At 60.6% G+C, this 19,388-nt stretch carries 16 protein-coding genes; 14 read left to right on the forward strand and 2 right to left on the reverse strand.

Annotated features, from left to right (window positions below; all coding sequences use genetic code 11):
• Positions 1 to 147 precede the first annotated feature (147 nt).
• From PMI37_RS06630 to PMI37_RS06690, 13 genes are all read left to right on the forward strand, one after another.
• Positions 148 to 576 (forward strand): YciI family protein, encoded by a 429-nt coding sequence (locus PMI37_RS06630; RefSeq protein ID WP_008079293.1) that lies wholly within the window; start codon positions 148 to 150, stop codon positions 574 to 576.
• Between the two features lie 275 nt (positions 577 to 851).
• Complete coding sequence (locus PMI37_RS06635; RefSeq protein WP_008079294.1) at positions 852 to 1,643, forward strand: hypothetical protein; 792 nt, start codon at positions 852 to 854, stop codon at positions 1,641 to 1,643.
• 10 nt (positions 1,644 to 1,653) lie between these two features.
• Positions 1,654 to 1,839 carry a hypothetical protein gene (locus PMI37_RS06640; protein WP_008079295.1) on the forward strand — a complete coding sequence of 62 codons (186 nt, stop codon included), beginning with the start codon at positions 1,654 to 1,656 and terminating at the stop codon, positions 1,837 to 1,839.
• Positions 1,839 to 2,789: a SphA family protein gene (locus PMI37_RS06645; RefSeq protein ID WP_008079306.1), complete on the forward strand. Its 951-nt coding sequence runs from the start codon at positions 1,839 to 1,841 to the stop codon at positions 2,787 to 2,789. The genes PMI37_RS06640 and PMI37_RS06645 overlap by 1 nt, the downstream gene beginning before the upstream one ends.
• A gap of 23 nt (positions 2,790 to 2,812) precedes the next feature.
• Positions 2,813 to 3,793, forward strand: coding sequence for an AAA family ATPase (locus PMI37_RS06650; protein ID WP_008079309.1), 981 nt, complete (start codon positions 2,813 to 2,815; stop codon positions 3,791 to 3,793).
• Positions 3,790 to 4,725 (forward strand): DUF58 domain-containing protein, encoded by a 936-nt coding sequence (locus PMI37_RS06655; RefSeq protein WP_008079311.1) that lies wholly within the window; start codon positions 3,790 to 3,792, stop codon positions 4,723 to 4,725. The genes PMI37_RS06650 and PMI37_RS06655 overlap by 4 nt, the downstream gene beginning before the upstream one ends.
• Positions 4,722 to 5,297 (forward strand): DUF4381 domain-containing protein, encoded by a 576-nt coding sequence (locus PMI37_RS06660; RefSeq protein ID WP_008079313.1) that lies wholly within the window; start codon positions 4,722 to 4,724, stop codon positions 5,295 to 5,297. The genes PMI37_RS06655 and PMI37_RS06660 overlap by 4 nt, the downstream gene beginning before the upstream one ends.
• Positions 5,284 to 6,276 carry a vWA domain-containing protein gene (locus PMI37_RS06665; protein WP_008079314.1) on the forward strand — a complete coding sequence of 331 codons (993 nt, stop codon included), beginning with the start codon at positions 5,284 to 5,286 and terminating at the stop codon, positions 6,274 to 6,276. Before PMI37_RS06660 ends, PMI37_RS06665 begins: the two co-directional genes overlap by 14 nt.
• Before the next feature lies 1 nt (position 6,277).
• Entirely contained in the window at positions 6,278 to 7,858 is a 1,581-nt protein-coding gene (locus PMI37_RS06670) for a VWA domain-containing protein (RefSeq protein WP_008079317.1), read from the forward strand.
• The gene (locus tag PMI37_RS06675) at positions 7,855 to 9,297 is read left to right on the forward strand and encodes a BatD family protein (RefSeq protein WP_008079319.1); all 1,443 of its coding nucleotides are present in this window, start codon (positions 7,855 to 7,857) and stop codon (positions 9,295 to 9,297) included. The genes PMI37_RS06670 and PMI37_RS06675 overlap by 4 nt, the downstream gene beginning before the upstream one ends.
• A complete protein-coding gene (locus PMI37_RS06680) occupies positions 9,294 to 10,316 on the forward strand; it encodes an HAD family hydrolase (RefSeq protein ID WP_008079321.1) in 1,023 nt (340 codons plus the stop codon). The genes PMI37_RS06675 and PMI37_RS06680 overlap by 4 nt, the downstream gene beginning before the upstream one ends.
• 73 nt (positions 10,317 to 10,389) lie before the next feature.
• Positions 10,390 to 11,970 carry an arylsulfatase gene (locus tag PMI37_RS06685; protein WP_008079323.1) on the forward strand — a complete coding sequence of 527 codons (1,581 nt, stop codon included), beginning with the start codon at positions 10,390 to 10,392 and terminating at the stop codon, positions 11,968 to 11,970.
• 184 nt (positions 11,971 to 12,154) lie between these two features.
• Entirely contained in the window at positions 12,155 to 14,659 is a 2,505-nt protein-coding gene (locus PMI37_RS06690; protein WP_008079325.1) for a fused MFS/spermidine synthase, read from the forward strand.
• 133 nt (positions 14,660 to 14,792) lie between these two features.
• Here PMI37_RS06690 and PMI37_RS06695 read toward each other — a convergent pair whose 3' ends face one another.
• The gene (locus PMI37_RS06695) at positions 14,793 to 15,470 is read right to left on the reverse strand and encodes a DUF3313 domain-containing protein (RefSeq protein WP_008079327.1); all 678 of its coding nucleotides are present in this window, start codon (positions 15,468 to 15,470) and stop codon (positions 14,793 to 14,795) included.
• Positions 15,471 to 15,684: 214 nt separating this feature from the next.
• Here PMI37_RS06695 and PMI37_RS06700 point away from each other — a divergent pair, with 214 nt between their 5' ends.
• A complete protein-coding gene (locus PMI37_RS06700) occupies positions 15,685 to 18,051 on the forward strand; it encodes a tetratricopeptide repeat protein (protein ID WP_008079333.1) in 2,367 nt (788 codons plus the stop codon).
• 150 nt (positions 18,052 to 18,201) lie between these two features.
• Here PMI37_RS06700 and PMI37_RS06705 read toward each other — a convergent pair whose 3' ends face one another.
• A complete protein-coding gene (locus tag PMI37_RS06705; protein WP_008079337.1) occupies positions 18,202 to 19,176 on the reverse strand; it encodes a hypothetical protein in 975 nt (324 codons plus the stop codon).
• Positions 19,177 to 19,388: the final 212 nt, after the last annotated feature.

A 19,388-nucleotide genomic window follows, 5' to 3' on the forward strand; every position in this document is an offset into this window, starting at 1 on the left:
CTGCGGCAGCTCCTACATTAATAGTTGCGGCGTGTCGGGTTGCGTTTGTTAAAGCGCAGGTTTGCATCTTTTATTTAGCGACCCTGTCGATTCACCGCTGGCCCGTTCGACTAACCAACGAATTCCACACGCCACGGAGTAACCGCCATGCGATTCATGATCTTTGTCAAAGCCAGCGCCGATTCCGAAGCCGGCATCATGCCCAGCGAACAATTGATTACCGAAATGGGTAATTTCAACGAAGAACTGTCCAAGGCCGGCATTCTGGTCGATTGCGATGGCCTGCACCCCAGCAGCAAAGGCGCCCGCGTACGTTTCTCCGGCGATCAACGCACGGTCATCGACGGCCCCTTTATCGAAACCAAAGAACTGGTCGCCGGCTACTGGATCTGGGAAGTGAAATCGAAAGAAGAAGCCATCGAATGGGTCAAGCGCTGCCCTAACCCGATGCCTGGTACCGAATCCGAAATCGAAATCCGCCAGATATTCTCCGCCGAAGACTTCGGCGCCGAATTCACCCCTGAGGCTCGTGCACAAGAAGAACGCATCCGCGAACAAGCCAAGAAAAACACATGACTCCCCCTGTAGGAGCTGCCGAAGGCTGCGATCTTTTGATCTTTAACAACAGATCAAAAGATCGCAGCCTTCGGCAGCTCCTACAGGGATATTTTTTATGTACACAATTTGATTGTGAACCCGCACACAAAACCAAAGAATTAATCCATTCGACTGGCTAACTCCCGATTAGCTGCTAGCGTCATTCAGACGTGTCCTACAGGCTTGATAAGCAAGGGATTACGCCCTACGGCCGAGAAGTGCCGAGCTGTCCAAAAGCCACCAGGGAATCGGGGATGAAGTGCAATCGAGTGGGGAAGACTCTGTTTCTGGCGAGTTCGCTAGCGGCTGCTTGCTGCGCGCAGGCGGATAACGCCGAGGACTCCAATAAAAGCAACAACCCGCTCAACGTGGCGCCGGGCGCCAATCTGCAGGACTACTACACCCCCAAACTCTACGACAGCAATGCGCACAGCAATGACGTGTTGCTGCGCGGCACCTTGCCGATCGCGCCGAACGATTTCATCGGCGTGCCGCAACTGGTCCGCGCGACGCTGCCGATCAGCACCCGACCCGATCCGCACAACGGTTACAGCACCGGCATCGGCGATCTCAACCTGTTCGACATCTTCATTCTGAAAACCGAAGGCGTGCAGTTGGGTATCGGCCCGCTGATCACGGCGCCAACCGCCGAACAGGACGAACTTGGCACCGGCAAATGGCAAGGTGGCCTCGCCGCCGTGGCCATCGATGCCTCGCCGCGCGGTCTGCTCGGCGCCCTTGTGCAATATCAAAGCTCCTTCGCTGGCGACAATGACCGCCCGCACGTCGAGAGCGCAACGATGCAGCCGTTCATCATCCATAACCTGGAAAAAGGCTGGTACCTGCGCTCCACCGGCACCTGGACCTTCGACCTGAAAAACGACACCCACTACATCCCGATCGGCCTCGGTGTCGGCAAGGCGTGGAAGGCTGGCAGCAACATTCTCAACGCCTTCGTCGAGCCGCAGTGGACGGTTGACCGCAAGGGCGACGGACTGCCGCAGTTCGTGGTGTACACCGGCATCAACGTGACGTTTGGCAAGTAAGGACAACTCTATGCGAACAGCCCTCAAGGTCGCCGGCTATGCCCTGATGACGATGTTCGTCAGCTGCGGGGTCGGCGCACAGGATTTCACCCACCGTTCGCCTTCAGTCAGGGCCGACCTGAAGGCAACGCCCGAGCACCAGGTGTTGCCGGCATTCGAATTTTTTGACAGTCAGAACCATAAGCGGAGTGTTTGATGGTCAAGCCTAACGTTGTGCGTCCGTTGCTGGCGCTGTGCATGATCGGCAGTCCTCTGCTTTACGCAGCAGAGGGCGGCGTGGGTCGACCGATCACCGGCCAACAGGTGTTTTCCAATGCCGGCATCGTCCCGCCGGAGCCGGGCTGGGTGACGTCGTTGACCAGTATCTGGTACGACGGCTCGCTCAAGGGCAGCAACGGCGCGCCGATTTCCGGTGCGGTCAGTGGCGGGATTGACATGAAAGTCTCCTACACCATGGCCAACTTCACCCACGTCTGGGACACCGGCAAGGGGCGCTGGAACTACGCCTCTGCGGTGGGCATTCCGGTGCAGTACACCGACATCAAGGCGAGCATCACCGGCCCGCGCGGACGCACCCTCGGTGACAGCGATTCCGGCACGCAATTCGCCGACGCGCTGATCACGCCGATTGCCGCCGGTTACCACTTTGATGAGCTGAACCACATCTCGCTGTCGCTACCCATCTACGTCCCGACCGGCGCCTATAACGATGATCGGCTGGCCAACCCCGGACAGAACAACTACACGTTCATGCCCACCGTGGCGTTCACTCATCTGGATGGCAAGGGTGGCGAGTTCACCTTGTCCAGCGGTCTTGAGTTCTATACCGAAAACGACGCCACGGACTATCGCAACGGCAACATTTTCACCCTCGATGCACTGTGGACCCACGGTTTCGGCGAAGGCTGGAGTGCCGGGGTCGCGGCGGGTTACATCCAGCAAATCACCGATGACAAGGGCCAGACCGCCGACACGTTCAACGGCTATCGCGGGCGCTCGGTCGGTGCCGGCCCGGTGATTGGCTGGGCCGGCAAATTCGCCGACGCCCAAGCCAACATCAGTGCGCGCTGGGTGCCCGAGTTCGACACCAAGAACCGCCCTGAAGGCAACGGCTTCAGCGTCAACCTGACCCTGGCGTTTTTCTAGACCAGACACAAAGGATTGCTGCCATGACTGCACTTACCGACCTCAACGCCCTGCAAGCCAGCATCGCCGAAGCGGTGCTCGGCCAGGATCAAGTCATCCGGCAGATCCTCCTCGGTCTGTTGGCCAACGGCCATTTGCTGTTGGAGAGTTTGCCGGGGCTGGCCAAGACGCGCACGGTCAAGGCGCTGGCCAAACACCTTGACGCGAAGATGAGCCGCATCCAGTTCACCCCGGATCTGCTGCCGTCGGACATCACCGGTGCCGAGGTGCTGCATCAGGTCGAAGGCAAGAACGAGATCCGCTTCCAGCCCGGCCCGTTGTTTGGCAACTTGATCCTCGCTGACGAAATCAACCGCGCGCCGGCCAAGGTGCAAGCGGCGTTGCTCGAAGCCATGGAAGAGCGACAGATCACCGTGGCGGGTAACAGTCATGTGCTGCCCGAGCTGTTTATCGTCGTGGCCACGCAGAACCCGATCGAACAGGAAGGCACTTACCCGTTGCCGGAAGCGCAGATGGACCGCTTCCTGATGAAGGTGCTGCTCGATTACCCGAGCGCAGAAAACGAGAGCCAAGTGCTGCGTCTGCTGCGCAACGAAGAGTTCGCCCAAGGCGCCAACACCACGCCCGCCAAGGGCTTCAGCCTGTCGCAGGATGTAATCTTCGCAGCCCGCAAAGAGGTCAGCGCGGTGCATGTGTCGCCGGCCATCGACAGTTATCTGATCGACCTGATCAACGCCACCCGCCACCCCGCCGATTACGACGAGGACCTCGGCCGCTGGATTTCAATCGGCGCCAGCCCGCGTGGCGGCATTGGCCTGGACCGTTGTGCGCGCGCCGATGCATGGTTGCAGGGTCAGGATTTTGTCTCGCCGGACAATGTGCGTGCGGTGGTCCATCCAGTGCTGCGTCATCGCCTGCAACTGAGCTATGACGCGGTGGCCGATGGCGTCAGCGCCGATAAGGTGCTTGATCGCATTCTTGATAAAGTGGCGATTCCGGCATGAACGACGAAGGTCTGGTCTACGTCTCTCTCGCGCAATTGATGGCGCTGGAGTTCAAGGCCCGTGACCTGAGTTTTCTTGCCCGCCAACCACAGGGCAGCATCCTCGCCGGCAACCATGCCTCACGCCTGCGTGGCCGTGGCTTGAACTTCGATGAGCTGCGCCGTTATCAACCGGGCGACGACTTGCGCCATCTCGACTGGCGTGCGTCGCTGCGCACCGGCAAACCGGTGGTGCGCACTTTCACCGAGGAGCGCGACCGCCCCGCGCTGATCGTGGTCGACCAACGCATGTCGATGTTTTTCGGCTCGCAACGCAGTTTCAAATCCGCCGTGGCTGCCGAGTTGGCTGCGCTGGCGGCGTGGATGGTGTTCCATGCCGGCGACCGGGTCGGCGGCCTGGTGTTCAACGATCAACGCATCGACAGCGTCGCCCCGTTGCGCAGCCGCAAACGCGTGGAGGCCTTGCTCAGCCGCATCGCCGAGCAGAACCGTGCACTGAACGCGGGCAGTCCTGACGCTGAGGACGAGGATCAACTCGATAAGGTCTTGCAGCGCTGCCTCGCCCTCGCCGGCCACGATCATTTGATCTGCATCGTCAGCGACTTCGCCGGCGCCGGTGAGCGCACCTTGCAACTGATGCGGCAACTGTCAGCGCACAACGACGTGATCGCCCTGCAAGTCTACGATCCGTTGGCGCTGAAGCTGCCGGACAACGGCCGGCTGCTGGTGACGCAAGGTGAGTTGCAGGTGGAACTGGCCATCGAAAAACGCAACGTGCACCAACCGCTGGGGGATTTTCTCAGCGGCCGGCTCAAGGACGTCGCCACCCTGCTGCGCCGCAGTCAGGTGCCGTTGATGATGATCAGCACCGCCGAAGAGGCTCATGCGCAATTGCGCGCCGAACTCGGCAAGAGCGCCGGAGCACGGCGGTGAATCCGAATATCCCCAACATCGAGCAACTCAAGGAGTTGGGCCTGCCGACGCCGGTCAGTTATGCGCCGCAGACGTGGGGCTGGTGGGTGTTGCTTGGGGTTTTGATTCTACTCACGCTGATTATTGCCATCAGTCGCTATCGGCAATGGCAGCGTGATCAATATCGGCGTGAAGCACTGGCGAGATTGGCGCAGTTGCGCAGCCGCAGTGATGACCTCAATGCCCTGCGTGAACTGCCCGAACTGCTCAAACGCGTCGCCCTCTCGATGCCCACGCCGACCTCATGTAGGAGCTGCCGAAGGCTGCGATCTTTTGCTCTGGCTTTTAAAAAACACAATCAAGAGATCGCAGCCTTCGGCAGCTCCTACAGGGTCGGGGCGTTGGGGAGGGAGGATTGGCAAGGCTTCTTGCAGCAGCACAGCAAAAAGCGTTTGCCCGCTGATTTCAGTGCGCAACTGGCGCAACTCGCTTACGCCCCGGATGACGTATTGCGCGCCCTGCCCGCGCCGCAGCGCCAGGCGTTGTTCGACACCTGCCAACACTGGGTGGAGCATCATCATGTGGCAGCTTGATTACCCATGGTTGTTGCTTCTATTGCCGCTGCCCTGGCTGGCGTACCGCTACCTGCCCGCCTACAACGAGGCCCGCAGCGCCGTGCGCGTACCGTTTTTCAATGCCATGAGCCGGGCTGTCGGTGAAGCACCCGGCACTGTCGGCAGTCGACGCAATCACTGGCAATTGCTGCTGAATGTTCTGCTGTGGGCGTTGATTCTGCTGGCCGCTGCACGCCCGGTGTTCGTCGAAAAGCCGATCGAACGCCAGCAGCCGGTGCGCGACCTGATGCTGGCCATCGACATCTCGCAGTCGATGGAAACCGAAGACTTCACCAACACCAGCGGTGTGAAAATCAATCGCCTGGCGGCGGTAAAAGAGGTCGTTCAAGGCTTCATCGACAAGCGCAAGGACGACCGCCTCGGGCTGATCGTATTCGGCAGCGGCGCCTATCCGCAGGCACCGCTGACCCTCGATCATGCCAGCCTGTCGCTGCTTCTGGCAGACACCGGCATCGGCATGGCCGGGCCCAACACCGCGATCGGCGATGCCATCGGCTTGAGTCTGAAGCTGCTGGATCAGGCGCATGAGCAGGAAAAAGTGCTGATCCTGCTCACGGACGGCAACGACACCAGCAGCGCGATCACCCCGGATCACGCCGCCGAAATGGCCGCCAACAAGGGCGTGATCATCCACACCATCGGCATCGGCGATCCGAGCGCATCGGGCGAGGCCAAGGTCAACCTGGCGGGGCTGGAGCAGATTGCCAAAACCACCGGCGGGCAATTCTTCCGCGCTGAAGACCGCACCGCGCTGGATCAGGTCTACAGCACGCTTGATCGGCTGACGCCACATGAGGTGAAAACCCTCAGCCACCAGCCGCAACGGGAACTGTTCTACTGGCCGCTGGGCGCCGCCATGGCGCTGTTGGCGCTGTATCACCTCGGCGCGCTGCTGCGTCCGCGTTTATCGCTCGCGCGTCAACGGCAGGAGGCCTGAGATGGAGATCAATCTCGGTGACTTCCATTTCCTGCGACCGCTGTGGCTGATCCTCGCGCTGTTCGGTGCTGCATTGCCGCTGATCTGGCGCCGCAGCCGTGACCTGCAACGACGGCTGCGCGGCAACATCGCCGAGCATCTGTTGCCGCACTTGTTGATTACCCCACAGGATCATCAGCGGCTGCGGCCGGTGCATCTGCTGTGCGCAGTAATGATCCTTGGCGCGGTGGCAGCGGCCGGGCCGACCTGGGAGCAGGACCGCCCGGACTTTCTGCAGAACCGCGCGCCATTGATCGTCGCCGTGGACCTGTCGCCGTCGATGGACGCCAACGATGTGCAACCGACCCGACTGGAAGCGGCCAAACACAAACTTCACGACTTGATCCAGCGCCGTGCCGGTGCACGCACCGCATTGATCGCCTACGCCGGCAGCGCGCATCTGGTGCTGCCGCCAACGGATGATCCGGCGCTGCTCGACACGTTCATTCAAGCCCTCGGCACCGGGCTGATCGATAAGCCGGGCAAAGATGTCGGTGCGGTGATCGATCAAGCCAAGCGCCTGCTCAGTGCCGAGAAAACCCCGGGCAGCCTGCTGCTGCTCACCGACGGTGCTGACACCTCGCGACTCGACGGGCTCGACAAACGCCTGCACGACAGTCAGCTGCAAGTGTTGGTGCTGGCGGTCGGCAGCGAGGACGGCGGGGTTGTCCAGGGCGCCGGTGGCCAGCCGAAAATCGACAGCAATGGTCGTCCGATCCTCGGCAGCTTCGATCAGGCGGCGCTCAAACAACTGGCGTCGGCGGTCGATGCGCCGCTCGGCAGCCTGACGCTCAATGACGATGATCTGGACTGGATCGAGCTGCACGCCCAGCAACATTTTCAGAGCGCCAGCGCCGAACAGCGCGAACTGCACTGGAAAGACGCCGGATACTGGTTGTGCTGGCCGTTGCTGGTGCTGGGATTGTTCGGTGTGCGCAAAGGCTGGAGCGTGAACTGGATGCCGGCGCTCTTGCTCGCCGCAGGTCTTGGCTGGCCAGCGGCGCCGGCGCAGGCAAATGCCTTGAGCGACGCCTTCTTCACCCGTGATCAACAAGGGCGCTGGGCGTTCGAGCACGAACATTTTCCGCAAGCCGCGGCGTTGTTCGTCGACCCGTACTGGAAAGGCGTTGCGGCCTATCACGCCGCCGATTACGACCTCGCGCTGGCGACTTTCGCGCGGCTGGATACGCCGCAAGCGTATTTCTATCTGGGCAATATTTATGTGCGGCGCTTCAAGTTCGATGAAGCCATCGCCGCCTACACCCAGGCGTTGAAGCTACAGCCGCAATTCCCGGAAGCGACGGCCAATCTGGCCTTGGCCCAGGCATTGCTCAAAGACACCGAAAGCGCAGAAAAGAATGCCCCGGAGACCAAGCCCGACGAGGTGAAATTCGACAAGGCACCGGGCAAGGGTCAGAGCAAAAAGGTTGAAACCGAACAGGCCGCGTCCGATGCGCTGTGGTTGCAGAACCTGACCACCTCACCGGCGAAATTTCTCAAGCAGAAGTTCAACTTGCAAGATCAGGCGGGGGCCAAGCCATGATCCCTTTGAACCGCGGCGCCGCCATCGCTGGCAAGCCAGCTCCCACAGGGTTTTGCGGTACTGCCACAATCGGTGAATACACCGAAGAAACCTGTGGGAGCTGGCTTGCCAGCGATAGGGCCGGATCAATCAGCAAAAAAATCAGCGCCTTACTCCTGGCCATCGCAGTCAGCTTCAACGCCTTTGCAGCCGAACCGCAACTCAAGGTCCAGGCCCACCTGCAACCCGCCGAAGGCGCCATGGTCGGCGGCCTGGTCGAGCTGCAACTCGACGTCCTCACCGACACCTGGTTCACCAGCGCCGCCACCCTGCCCGAGCTGAAACTCGACGGCGCACTGGTCATGCCACCGGACGGTCAGGCCCAGCACCTCAATCAGACCATCGAAGGCCAGTCATTCAGCGGTTTGCGCTACAGCTACCTGATCACACCGAACGTCGCGCGCACCTTCGCCATCCCTGCCCTGACCGTAAGCGCCACGCCCGGTCAGGCGACAACGCAAATCAGCGCGCAGAGCCAACCCGTGCAATTCAGCGCGGCACAACCGCCCGGTTTCAAACCGGGGGAAACCCCGTTGGTGGCCAACGCTGTGCGGTTTACCCAGACTGTCACGCACTCGGCCAACCCGCTGAAAGTCGGCGACAGCATTACCCGCCAACTGACCCTGCAAGCAGACGGCGCTCTGGCCATGGCCTTGCCCATACCGACACTGGGTGATGCCGCCGGCCTGAGCCGCTATACCAAAACCCCACAAGTCAGCAGCCTCGATGACGGTCGCGGCGATATCCTCGGCGGGCAGCGTGTCGACAGCGTGACTTACCGTATTGACCAGGCAGGCTCGCACACCTTACCGGCCATCGAGGTGAAATGGTGGGATGCCAGCAGCCGGCAATTGCGCACCACGCAAGTCCCGGCGGTTACGTTCGAGGCCGTCGCTGATACGGCTTACAAACCGGTGTTTTCGATCGCCGAAGACCTCAGGCAGCTCGGTCAGAATCGCCTGCACGTTTCCACCCGCTGGTTGCTGTGGCTGAGCTTACTGGCGGTGGCCATTGGTGGCGTTTATCTCCTGCGCCCAGCCCTCAGCCGTGCCCGCCAGCAATGGCAAGCGCGCAAGCTCGCGCGGCAAGTGGCCTGGCAGCAATCGGCGGACTGCGCCTGGCAACAAATCGCCCCGCAACTCGACGCCAGACCGCCACAGTTGAGCGCCTTATACCTGTGGCTGCGGCGCAGTCGACTGGGGCTGAAACTGGTTGATGCCGGCCCGCGCCTGCAAGGACTGTTACGTGGCCTTTACGGCCGCAAACCCACCACCGAGCAAACACTCGTTCAATTGCGCCAATCGTTGACTACGCTTCACAGTCAGGCCGAGCAGCAGCAGGCGAAACCGGCCTCGGCCCTGCGCCCGCTCAACCCCGTTCACGAGAAGGATTTCCCATGACGAACCCGCCGCAGCACCGTCAACGCTTCAATCTGGCGCTGTTGTTTGCGCTCGCTCTGCCGCTGCTGGCGCAGGCCAGTGAGCCGTTGCCATCGTGGAACGACGGCCCGGCGAAAAAAAGCATCATCGAATTCGTCCAGGCCGTCACCGACCAGACCAGCAAGGACTTCGTCAAACCCGCCGAGCGCATCGCCGTGTTCGACAACGACGGCACCCTGTGGAGCGAGCAACCGGCGTACTTCGAATTGCTCTTCGCCTTCGACGAGGTCAAGCGCACCGCCGCGCAGCACCCGGAATGGAAAACCACGCAGCCGTTCAAGGCCGTGCTGGAAAACGACCACAAGGCCTTGGCCGCTTCCGGCATGGACGGCTTGCTGAAAATCGTCGGTGCCACTCACACCGGCATGACCACCGAAGCGTTCGATGACTACGCCAAGACCTGGCTGAGCCAGGCGCGTCATCCGAAAACCGGCAAGCCCTACACCGAAATGATCTTCCAGCCGATGCTGGAAATGCTCGATTATCTGCGCAGCCAGGACTTCAAGACCTACATCGTCTCCGGCGGCGACACCGGGTTCATGCGTGCCTTCGCCGAAAAGGTCTATGGCATCCCGCCGGAACAGGTGATTGGCACCACGTTCATTACTTCATTTCAATACAAGGACGGCAAAGCCTCGATCGTGCGCACGCCAAAACTGGCGCACAACGACGACGGCGCGGGCAAACCGGAAAGCATTGATGCGGTGATCGGTCGCCGGCCGATCCTCGCCTTCGGCAACTCCGACGGTGACCTGCAAATGCTCCAGTGGACCGCCGCCGGTGCCGGCAAACGTTTTATGGGCCTGGTGCATCACACCGACGCCAAGCGTGAATGGGCCTACGACCGTCAATCCGATATCGGGCGCCTCGACAAGGCTCTCGACGAAGCGAATTCCCGTGGCTGGACCGTGGTGGACATGGCGTCCGAATGGCGCCGGATTTACCCCTTCGAGCCGCCGGCAACCGAGCAGGTGCAATAAGAAAAAAGCGTGCTGCAGGACTGCAATAAACGTAAGTCGCAATAAACGACCCCCGCGAAAAGGAGCAAGTCAGATGACTCGCATACGCAAGTGGCTACCGAAACTCGCCCTGGTGGCGACCTCGGTGATGGCGCTGTCGGCAACCGCCACAGCGGCTGAAAAACCCAACATTCTGGTGATCTTCGGCGATGACATCGGCCAGACCAACATCAGTGCCTATTCCATGGGCGTGGTGGGGTACAAGACACCGAACATCGACCGAATCGCCAAAGAAGGCATGATGTTCACCGATTACTACGCGGAGAACAGCTGTACGGCTGGACGATCGTCGTTCATCACCGGGCAGACGCCACTGCGTACCGGTCTGTCGAAAGTCGGCATTCCAGGCGCTCCGGTAGGCCTGCAAAAACGTGACATCACCATTGCCCAGGCACTCAAGTCGCAAGGTTATGCGACCGGGCAGTTCGGCAAGAACCACTTGGGCGACAAAGACGAATACCTGCCGACCAACCACGGTTTCGACGAATTCTTCGGCAACCTGTACCACCTCAATGCGGAAGAGGAACCTGAGCGCCCGTACTGGCCAAAAGATGACGCTGAGTTCGTCAAGGCCGTTTCGCCCCGTGGCGTGATTCACAGCTTCGCCGACGGCAAAATTGAAGACACCGGCGCGCTGACCACCAAGCGCATGGAAACCATCGACGACGAAACCACGGCGGCGGCACAAGCGTTCATCGAGAAACAGGCCAAGGCGGACAAACCGTTCTTCGTCTGGATGAACACCACGCGCATGCACCTTTACACCCACGTGCGTGATTCGATGAAGGGCCAGAGCGGCATGCCCGGCAACGAATACGCAGACGGCATGCTCGAGCACGACGGCGACGTCGGCAAACTGCTGAAAACTCTCGATGACCTGAAAATCACCGACAACACCATCGTCGTCTACACCACCGACAACGGCCCGAACCAGTTCTCCTGGCCGGACGCGGCGACCACGCCGTTCCGTAACGAGAAAAACTCCAACTGGGAAGGCGCCTACCGCGTACCGGCGATGGTTCGCTGGCCGGGCAAGATCAAACCGGGTGAAGTCACCAACGAAATGTTCTCGGGCCTGGACTGGTTCCCGACCTTGCTCGCGGCGGCCGGTGACGCCGATGTCACCAACAAGTTGCTCAAAGGCTGGGCGCCGACCTCTGGCGGTACCAGCTTCAAGGTGCATCTGGACGGTTACAACCAATTGCCTTTCCTGACCGGCCAAAGCCCTAAGAGTGAGCGCAAAGAGTTCTACTACTTCAACGACGACGGCGTACTGGTGTCGATGCGCTATGGCAACTGGAAAGCGGTGTTCTGCGAACAACGTGCACCGGGGGGCTTCAAGGTCTGGAGCGAACCGTTCGTGTGTCTGCGCGTACCGAAAATCTTCAACCTGCGCATGGACCCGTATGAACGTGCTGATACCGTTTCCGATCAGTACTACGACTGGACCACCAAAAACGTTTATCTGACCGAGATGGCGGTGATGAAGTCGGCGGCGTTCCTGCAGACCTTCGTCGAGTATCCACCGAGCCAGAAACCGGCCAGCTTCAGTATTGACCAGATCCGCGCTGCGGTAGATGCGAAAATCGCTGAAAAAATGAAAGCTGCACAATAAGACTGCAAGAATGCCGCCCGCCCTCACCGGCGGGCGGCCTCTATCCCAAACCGGACGTAGCCCTTGTAGGAGCTGCCGCAGGCTGCGATCTTTTGATCTTTGTTTTTTAGATCAAGATCAAAAGATCGCAGCCTGCGGCAGCTCCTACAGGGGGTGGCCGGTTATTTTGTATAAGGCAATTCGTATGTCCTCACGTATCGCCAGCAAGCCGTCGGCCGTACCCGTCTCGCTATCGGCCGCTCCGGCGCTGATCATTCCCGCCCTGCTGCTGTGCATCTCCGGTGCTGCTGCGCTGGTCTATCAGGTGTTGTGGATCAAGCAACTGTCATTGGTGGTCGGCGTCGAGGTGTATGCGATCACCACCGGCATCAGCGCGTTTTTTGCCGGGCTGGCGATCGGTGGCTGGCTGTTCGGACGCTTTGCCGATCGCTTGCAGCAGCCGGTTCTACTGTATGCCGGGCTGGAAGTATGTGTGGCGATCCTCGGCGTTGGCGCAACGGTTGCCATGAGCCTGGCAGCCAGTCCATTTGCCTGGCTGCAAGGTCATGTCGGCCTGCTGGCCTGGCTGCTGCCATTTGCGCTGGTGGGCATTCCGGCGGTGCTGATGGGCGGCACGTTGCCGGTGCTGGTGCGTTCATTGGCGACTGACCCAGGCAAGGCCGGTGGTCAGTTGTATGCGGCGAATACTCTGGGCGCGATTGTCGGCACGTTGCTCGCCGCGTTTGTGTTGATCGCCACGCTCGGCGTGCGTGGCAGCGCGCTGTTTGCGGCGATGCTCAACCTGCTGGCCGCCGTTGGCGCGTTGTGGTTCGCGCGGCAACAACCCTTGCCGGTGGCAGCCCCGAGCAAACCGCACAGCGAGAAAGCCACGGATCGCACCGCACTCTGGTTGTATGCCATCGCCGGTGGCGTAGCGCTGGGGTATGAGGTGGTCTGGTCGCAATCGATCGTGCAGTTCATGAGCACCCGCACCTATGCGTTCGCCGTGGTGCTGGCGACCTACCTGACGGGACTGTTTATCGGCAGCGCCCTGCTCGCCCGTCACGTGGAGCGCATTCGTGATCCGTGGGGGGTGTTCGGCCTGCTGATCGCCGGCGCCGGGCTGGTCGCGCTGCTGGAAATCGCCCTGCTCGGCCGCTGGCTCGTCCTCGCCCAGACACAGACCGAAATGTGGTTGCTGAGCCTGGGCGTCAGCGAACTGGCGGGCATGAGCGCACGCTTCGCCGTGGCGGCGCTGTGCATCGTGTTTATCCCGACGTTGCTGCTGGGCGCGGCGTTTCCGCTGGCCCTGCGCCTGAGCGTCGGCCATGAGCGTGTCGGGCGCGATGTCGGTGCGGTGGTGGCGTTCAATACCTTGGGCGGAATTGTCGGGGTGATGCTCTGTGGCTTCCTGCTGATTCCGCTGCTGGGGCTGGTGCGGACCTTGGGTCTGCTGGCGATCATCGCGGCGGGTGTCGGCTACTGTGCCGTGCGCAAAGGCCACCACGTGAAGAAAGGTCGGCGCCAGCTCGTCGTCACTCTCGGGCTGGTCTCGGTTGCCGTGGCCCTGCTGACCCCGGTCGACAAACTCGCCAGCCTGTTGCCCGGTGCGCGCAACGGCACGCTGGCATTCTACGAAGAGGGCCGTGGCGGCACCGTCGCAGTGGTCGCACAAGGTCGCGGCGAGAACAACTTCCATCGCTTGTACATTCAGGGAGTGTCGAACACCGGTGACGCCATGCCGTCGTTGCGCTACATGCGCATTCAGGCGCTGCTGCCGCTGCTGATCCACAACGGCGAACCGCGCTCGACGCTGGTGATCGGTTTCGGCACCGGCATCACCGCCGGTGCGATGCTGCGCTATCCGGGGCTGGAACACCGGGTGGTCGCCGAACTGCTGCCCTCGGTGGTTAAAGCGGCGCCGTTGTTCAAGGGTAACTTCAATGCCGCCAGCGATCCCGGTGTCGATGTACGCCTGCGCGATGGCCGCCAGGAACTGCTGCGCAGCGCCCAGACTTACGACCTGATCACCCTTGAACCACCACCGCCCTCCGCTGCCGGCGTGGTCAATCTGTATTCGCGGGACTTCTATCAACTGGCGGCCAGTCGCCTTGAGGAAAAAGGCATCGTCGCGCAATGGCTGCCGCTGCCGACGCAGAACATCGATGACTCGCGTTCCCTGGTGCGCAGCTTCCTCGACGTATTCCCGTATGCCTCGCTGTGGACCAGCGAGTTCCATGAAATGTTGCTGGTCGGTTCACTGACGCCGATGCAACTGGATGCAGCGAAGATCACCGAGCGTTTCCAACAGGACAGCGTACGCAGCACCTTGCAGGATGTCGGCATCGGTTCGGCCGCTGCGCTAATGGCGACCTGGGTCACCGATCGTGCAGGCCTGGAACGCTTCGCTGCTGATGCCCCCGCCGTGACTGACGACCAACCGAGGATCGAATACGCGCCGTGGGTGCGCAGCAAGGAGATCACCCGCGTGCTGCCGGCGTTGCTGGATTTGTATCAGGCGCCGCCGCTGGTGAACGCCGATGCCGGGTTCACAGAGCGCATGGAAACCCATCGCCAGCGTCTGATGCAGTTTTATCGGGCGAGCCTGCATGCCTATGACGGCGATCGGGATGCGTGGGGGCGGGACATGCGCGAGGTGATGCGCTGGGATGGCGGCAATCCGTACTACCGCTGGTTTACCGGACAATGATGTAGCGCCCTTGCGAATGCCATCGCGGGCAAGCCCGCTCCCACAGGGATTTGTGTTGTGAATGTGATTATTGATTCACAGCGATCCATGTGGGAGCGGGCTTGCCCGCGATGAGGCCATCAGCCTCGATGCATTATTTGGATTCAGACTTCAGTTTCAGATACATCTGATGCATGTCACTCGCCCAGCCGTCGATCACGGCTTTGACATCATCGGCCTTCAATGCCTGCGTGTCATTTTCCAACGGTTTGCCGGTGCCTTTGCGCACCACTTGAGACACCACCTTGTTGCTGCCGCCATCGAGAAAGACCGCTTCAGTGGCCAGAGTGGTTTCCTGATCGCGGATGCCACTGGCAGTGCTGACTGCCGCAGCAACCAAGGCAATCGGGATCACTTCATACGCGTGCAGGCCTTCGGTCTTGCTGCTCACCGCAGTAATTGCCGGGCGAATCACGATCACCCCGGGCCCAGGGCCGGCGGCCAGTGGCAGCGATTTGCTCAGCTCACGCTTGAGCGCCTGATCGTAGTAGCTGGTGATGCCGTTGAGGGTCTGCTGGGAAATTTTCGCGGTCGGTTGCGGTTTCGGATACAGCTGGCTCGGCTCGACGTAGACGCTGGTGAACTTGCTGATATCGACCTTGGGATCAATCCAGCGCATGACCTCGGCGCCAGAAGGTGACTTGGCTTCCTTCAGTTGGCTGTAGTCCTTGAGAAACCCTGAGTAATCCTCGGGAGCGACGGTTTTACTGGAACAACCCACTACGCCAAGGGTAGCGATGCACAGCGTGCCCATCATTACTGCTAGCTTCATGCTGTAACTCCTGTCAGACGGCCGAAAACTTTTATAGAACGGGAGTTACAGGTATAGCTAAATCCTCAGTAAATGCGATTGCACATTAAAACATTCACGCGCACCTGCGCAGCGGATCACAACCGTCATTTGACAGACGCACGCGAGACGGCAAAGCTGCACCGAGCTTGAACGCACGCCAGACGGCAAATGCACCTGGACTACGGAAGTCGCAATGCCCAAGCATAAAAATAAAACAGCACAACCTGACCCTGATTCGTCTCGACCTTCTTTTTTTTCGCGCTACGTGTTCCCCCTCACCATCGGTGTGCTGTTGGCCGCCGTGGCGGGCATCGGCTGGTTTCTGTTCAGCCCTGCACCGGTGCCGGTCAAGGCGCCGCCGATCACTGCGCCCGCACCAGCTCCTGCTCCAGCCAAGCCCGAAGCGGTGGCGCTGAAGCCGGCAACGATGGTCGACGAGCAACAATGCCAGGGCTGCCACACCGAGCAGGTCAAGGACTGGCAAGGCTCGCATCACCAATTGGCGATGCAAGCGGCAAACACCGAGACGATGCTCGGCGACTTCAACAACGTCACCTTCAAGGCGGAAAAAGAGACCACGCGCTTCTCGCGCAAGGGCGATGAGTTCTGGGTCAACACGCCCGGCATCGACGGCAAGAATGCCGACTTCAAAGTGGCCTACACCTTCGGCATCGCGCCGCTGCAGCAATACCTGCTCGACGTCGGCGAAGGTCGCCTGCAAGCCCTCGGTGTGGCGTGGGATACCGAGAAGCACCGCTGGTTTCATCTCTATCCCGGCCAGGGCGTCAATTTCAAGAATCCACTGCACTGGAGCAAGCCGAGCCAGAACGCCAACTTCATGTGCGTCGAATGCCACACCACCGGTTTCAAACGCAATTTCGATGCCGCGAGCAATACCTTCAACAGCCAGTGGAACAGCCTCGGGGTCGGTTGCCAGGCTTGCCACGGTGCAGCATCCAATCACCTCGAATGGACGAAGAAAAAAGGCGACCTGATCCACCAGGGTTTCGACGTCGATCTCAAGGATAAAAACGCCACGGTGGAAATCGAAACCTGCGCCCGCTGCCACGCGCGCCGCGCACCGCTGGGCGATGGCTACACCGTCGGCAAACGGCTGATGGACGATTACCTGCCGAGCACCCTCACCCGTGAACTGTATGCGCTGGACGGCAAGATCAAGGATGAAGTGTTCGAACATGGCTCGTTCCTGCAAAGCAAAATGTTCGACAAGGGCGTGCGCTGCAGCAACTGCCACAACCCGCACAGCAACGAACTGAAAGCACCGGGTAACGCGGTGTGCCTGCAATGTCACAACACCGCGGGCAAAACCTCGGTCGAAGGCGTGGATGGCAAAGGCCTGCAAGCAAAAAACTACGACTCCATTGAACACACCCGCCACACCTTGGGGCAGCCCGGTTCGCAATGCGTGGATTGCCACATGCCCGGCAAGTTCTATATGGGCAACGATTTGCGCCACGACCACAGTTTCAGCATTCCCAACCCGGAACGCGCGCAGAAGCTCGGCACACCGGACGCCTGCCTGACCTGCCATCAAGGCAAGGCCGGCGACAAGGTCACGGCGCAGTTCAAATTGTGGAGCGCTTCTACCGCCCCGCAGGCACCGCGTTACGACGAAAGCCTGTGGCTGATTCGCAATGGTCAACCCGGCGCCGCCGATGCGCTGTATGAGCAGTTGCAGCGCAGCGATCTGCCAGCGATTCAGCGGGCGACATTGCTGGCGGAACTGCCGATGTATCCAAGCGAGCAAGCGTTAAAACTGGCAACACAGGACCTGAAAAACTCACAACCACAAGTTCGTGAAAGCGCGGTGCGGGCGATCAGCGCGTTCTTGCCGCCACCGGAACGCGCGCCGTTGTTATCGCCGCTGCTGGGCGATCCGGTGAAAGCGGTGCGCATTGTCGCGGCGCGGGACTTGCTCGGGGTAGCCCGCAGCAACGCGCTCGGCGCAGCGCAAGCCCATTGGGAGTCGGCGATTGCCGAGTACGAAGCGGTGCAGAAAAGTCTTCTGGAACGCGCCGAGGCCAATCTGAATCTGGCCATGCTGTATCAGGCCAGCGGTCGTGGCTCGGAAGTCGAAGACTTGCTGCGCGCAGCCCTCAAGCGCGACCCGGATTTCTACCCGGCACTGGTCACACTGGTGCAGTGGCTGGAAGCCAATGGTCGCGGGCAAGAGGCGCAAAAGCTGCTGCAGGACAGTCTCAAGGAACACCCGGACGCCGCTCTGTTGCAGCACACCCAAGGCCTGTCGCTGATCCGCGCCGGCAAGCCTGGCGAGGCCATGTCAGCGCTGAAAAAAGCCGCGCAACTGGAGCCACAGAACGCGCAGTACGGCTACGTGCTCGCGGTGGCATTGCATGAAAGTGGCAAGGTCGATGAGGCGTGCGAAATACTCGAAGGCCTGCTCAAGGTTCAGCCGGCAAACCGCAACGCGCGGCTGTCGCTGATCCAGTGGTACCTCGACAGCGGGCAAGAGCCGAAGGCGCAGGTGCTGCTGCAAGGCTGGAAGAAAATGAACATGGGCGACCCGGCCCTGAAATAAAACCTTTGGCCCGCAATGTTCAATGTAGGAGCTGCCGCAGGCTGCGATCTTTTGATCTTGGGACGCCGAGCGTCCTCGGCGGCATTCCCACGCAGAGCGCAGGAACGATCAATCGCAGCCTGCGGCAGCGCCTACAGGTTCAGCGCAGATTCACCACGAGGAGGTTTCGCCACTGCGCAATGCCATCTCGCGGCGGCTGTTGATGTGCATCGCCTTGATCAGCGACACCGTGCCCACCAGCAAAATCGCCGCCCCCAAGAGGAAATCGATGTTGTACAGCTGGAAGTCCTGCACCGGACCGATCAGCAATACCCGCACGATCGCAGCGCCCAACAGCGTGGCTAGGAAGTCGATCCCCGGCTCATTACGGTAGAACACCAGCAACAACGGCAGGCACAGCACCAGCAGCAGCAACAGCACAACCACCTTGAACGACCCCTTGCGCTCAACACTGAACGCGCATTCGTGCGGCCCGTATGCTTTGTAGTCGTCGTCGCGGATCATCGAGTTTTTCTCGTTGATGTAGTCGACGCGGTTGTACTTCTGGATCGGCGTAAAGGTGTTGGACATCTCCATCAGCGTGGTGATGTTCTTGAAGCGCAGGTCGATGCGCTCGCTGCCCTTGAGGTAATAGAGCACCGGTTTGTAGCCGTAGCGATAGGTGTCGAACGGAAATTCGGTGACTTGACCCTGCACGCCGATCGGGCGTGGCTCAAGCTCGGCGGAGGCGCTTTTGTTGGTGGCGGACAAGTTGCGGCTCAGTGGCTGCAGCTTGACCTGTTCAAGGAAGATCGGCGTGACGCCATAGGACCACTGCAACGGCTCCAGGCGCAGACGCAGCTCGTTGCGGCCCAAGTCATATCGATTGAAAGTGCGTTCCGAGACCACCAGCGAACCGCTGAGCATGAACTCGCCGCGCAGGTTGTTGGTGACGCGCAAGGTCAACTGATCCTTGCCCAGCAGCGCTGCTTCAGTGGACGGCGGTGTGCCGCACCACGCGGTGCTTTCGCCGACACCGCCAAGCTGGCCGCCGCTGTTTTCCTTGAATACGTAAAAGTAACTGGCCCACAGCGTCAGCAGCAAAAGAAACGCTGTGAGGCCGAGAATTTTTTTGCCCGGACTCACTGATCAGACTCCCTTCTTCGGTTCCATCGTCCAGCCGAAAACCCGCTGGCGACGGCGACTCTACCAAAAGGCCATCAGTGACCCAAGGGAAAATGCCTGATTCATGAGGTTTCTAGGGGTTTCCCCGGTGTACATCGAAGATCAAAAGATCGCAGCCTTCGGCAGCTCCTACAATTGACCTCATGTAGGAGCTGCCGAAGGCTGCGATCTTT

Origin of the sequence: Pseudomonas sp. GM80, assembly GCF_000282515.1 — a bacterium.
Classification (GTDB): Bacteria; Pseudomonadota; Gammaproteobacteria; order Pseudomonadales; family Pseudomonadaceae; genus Aquipseudomonas.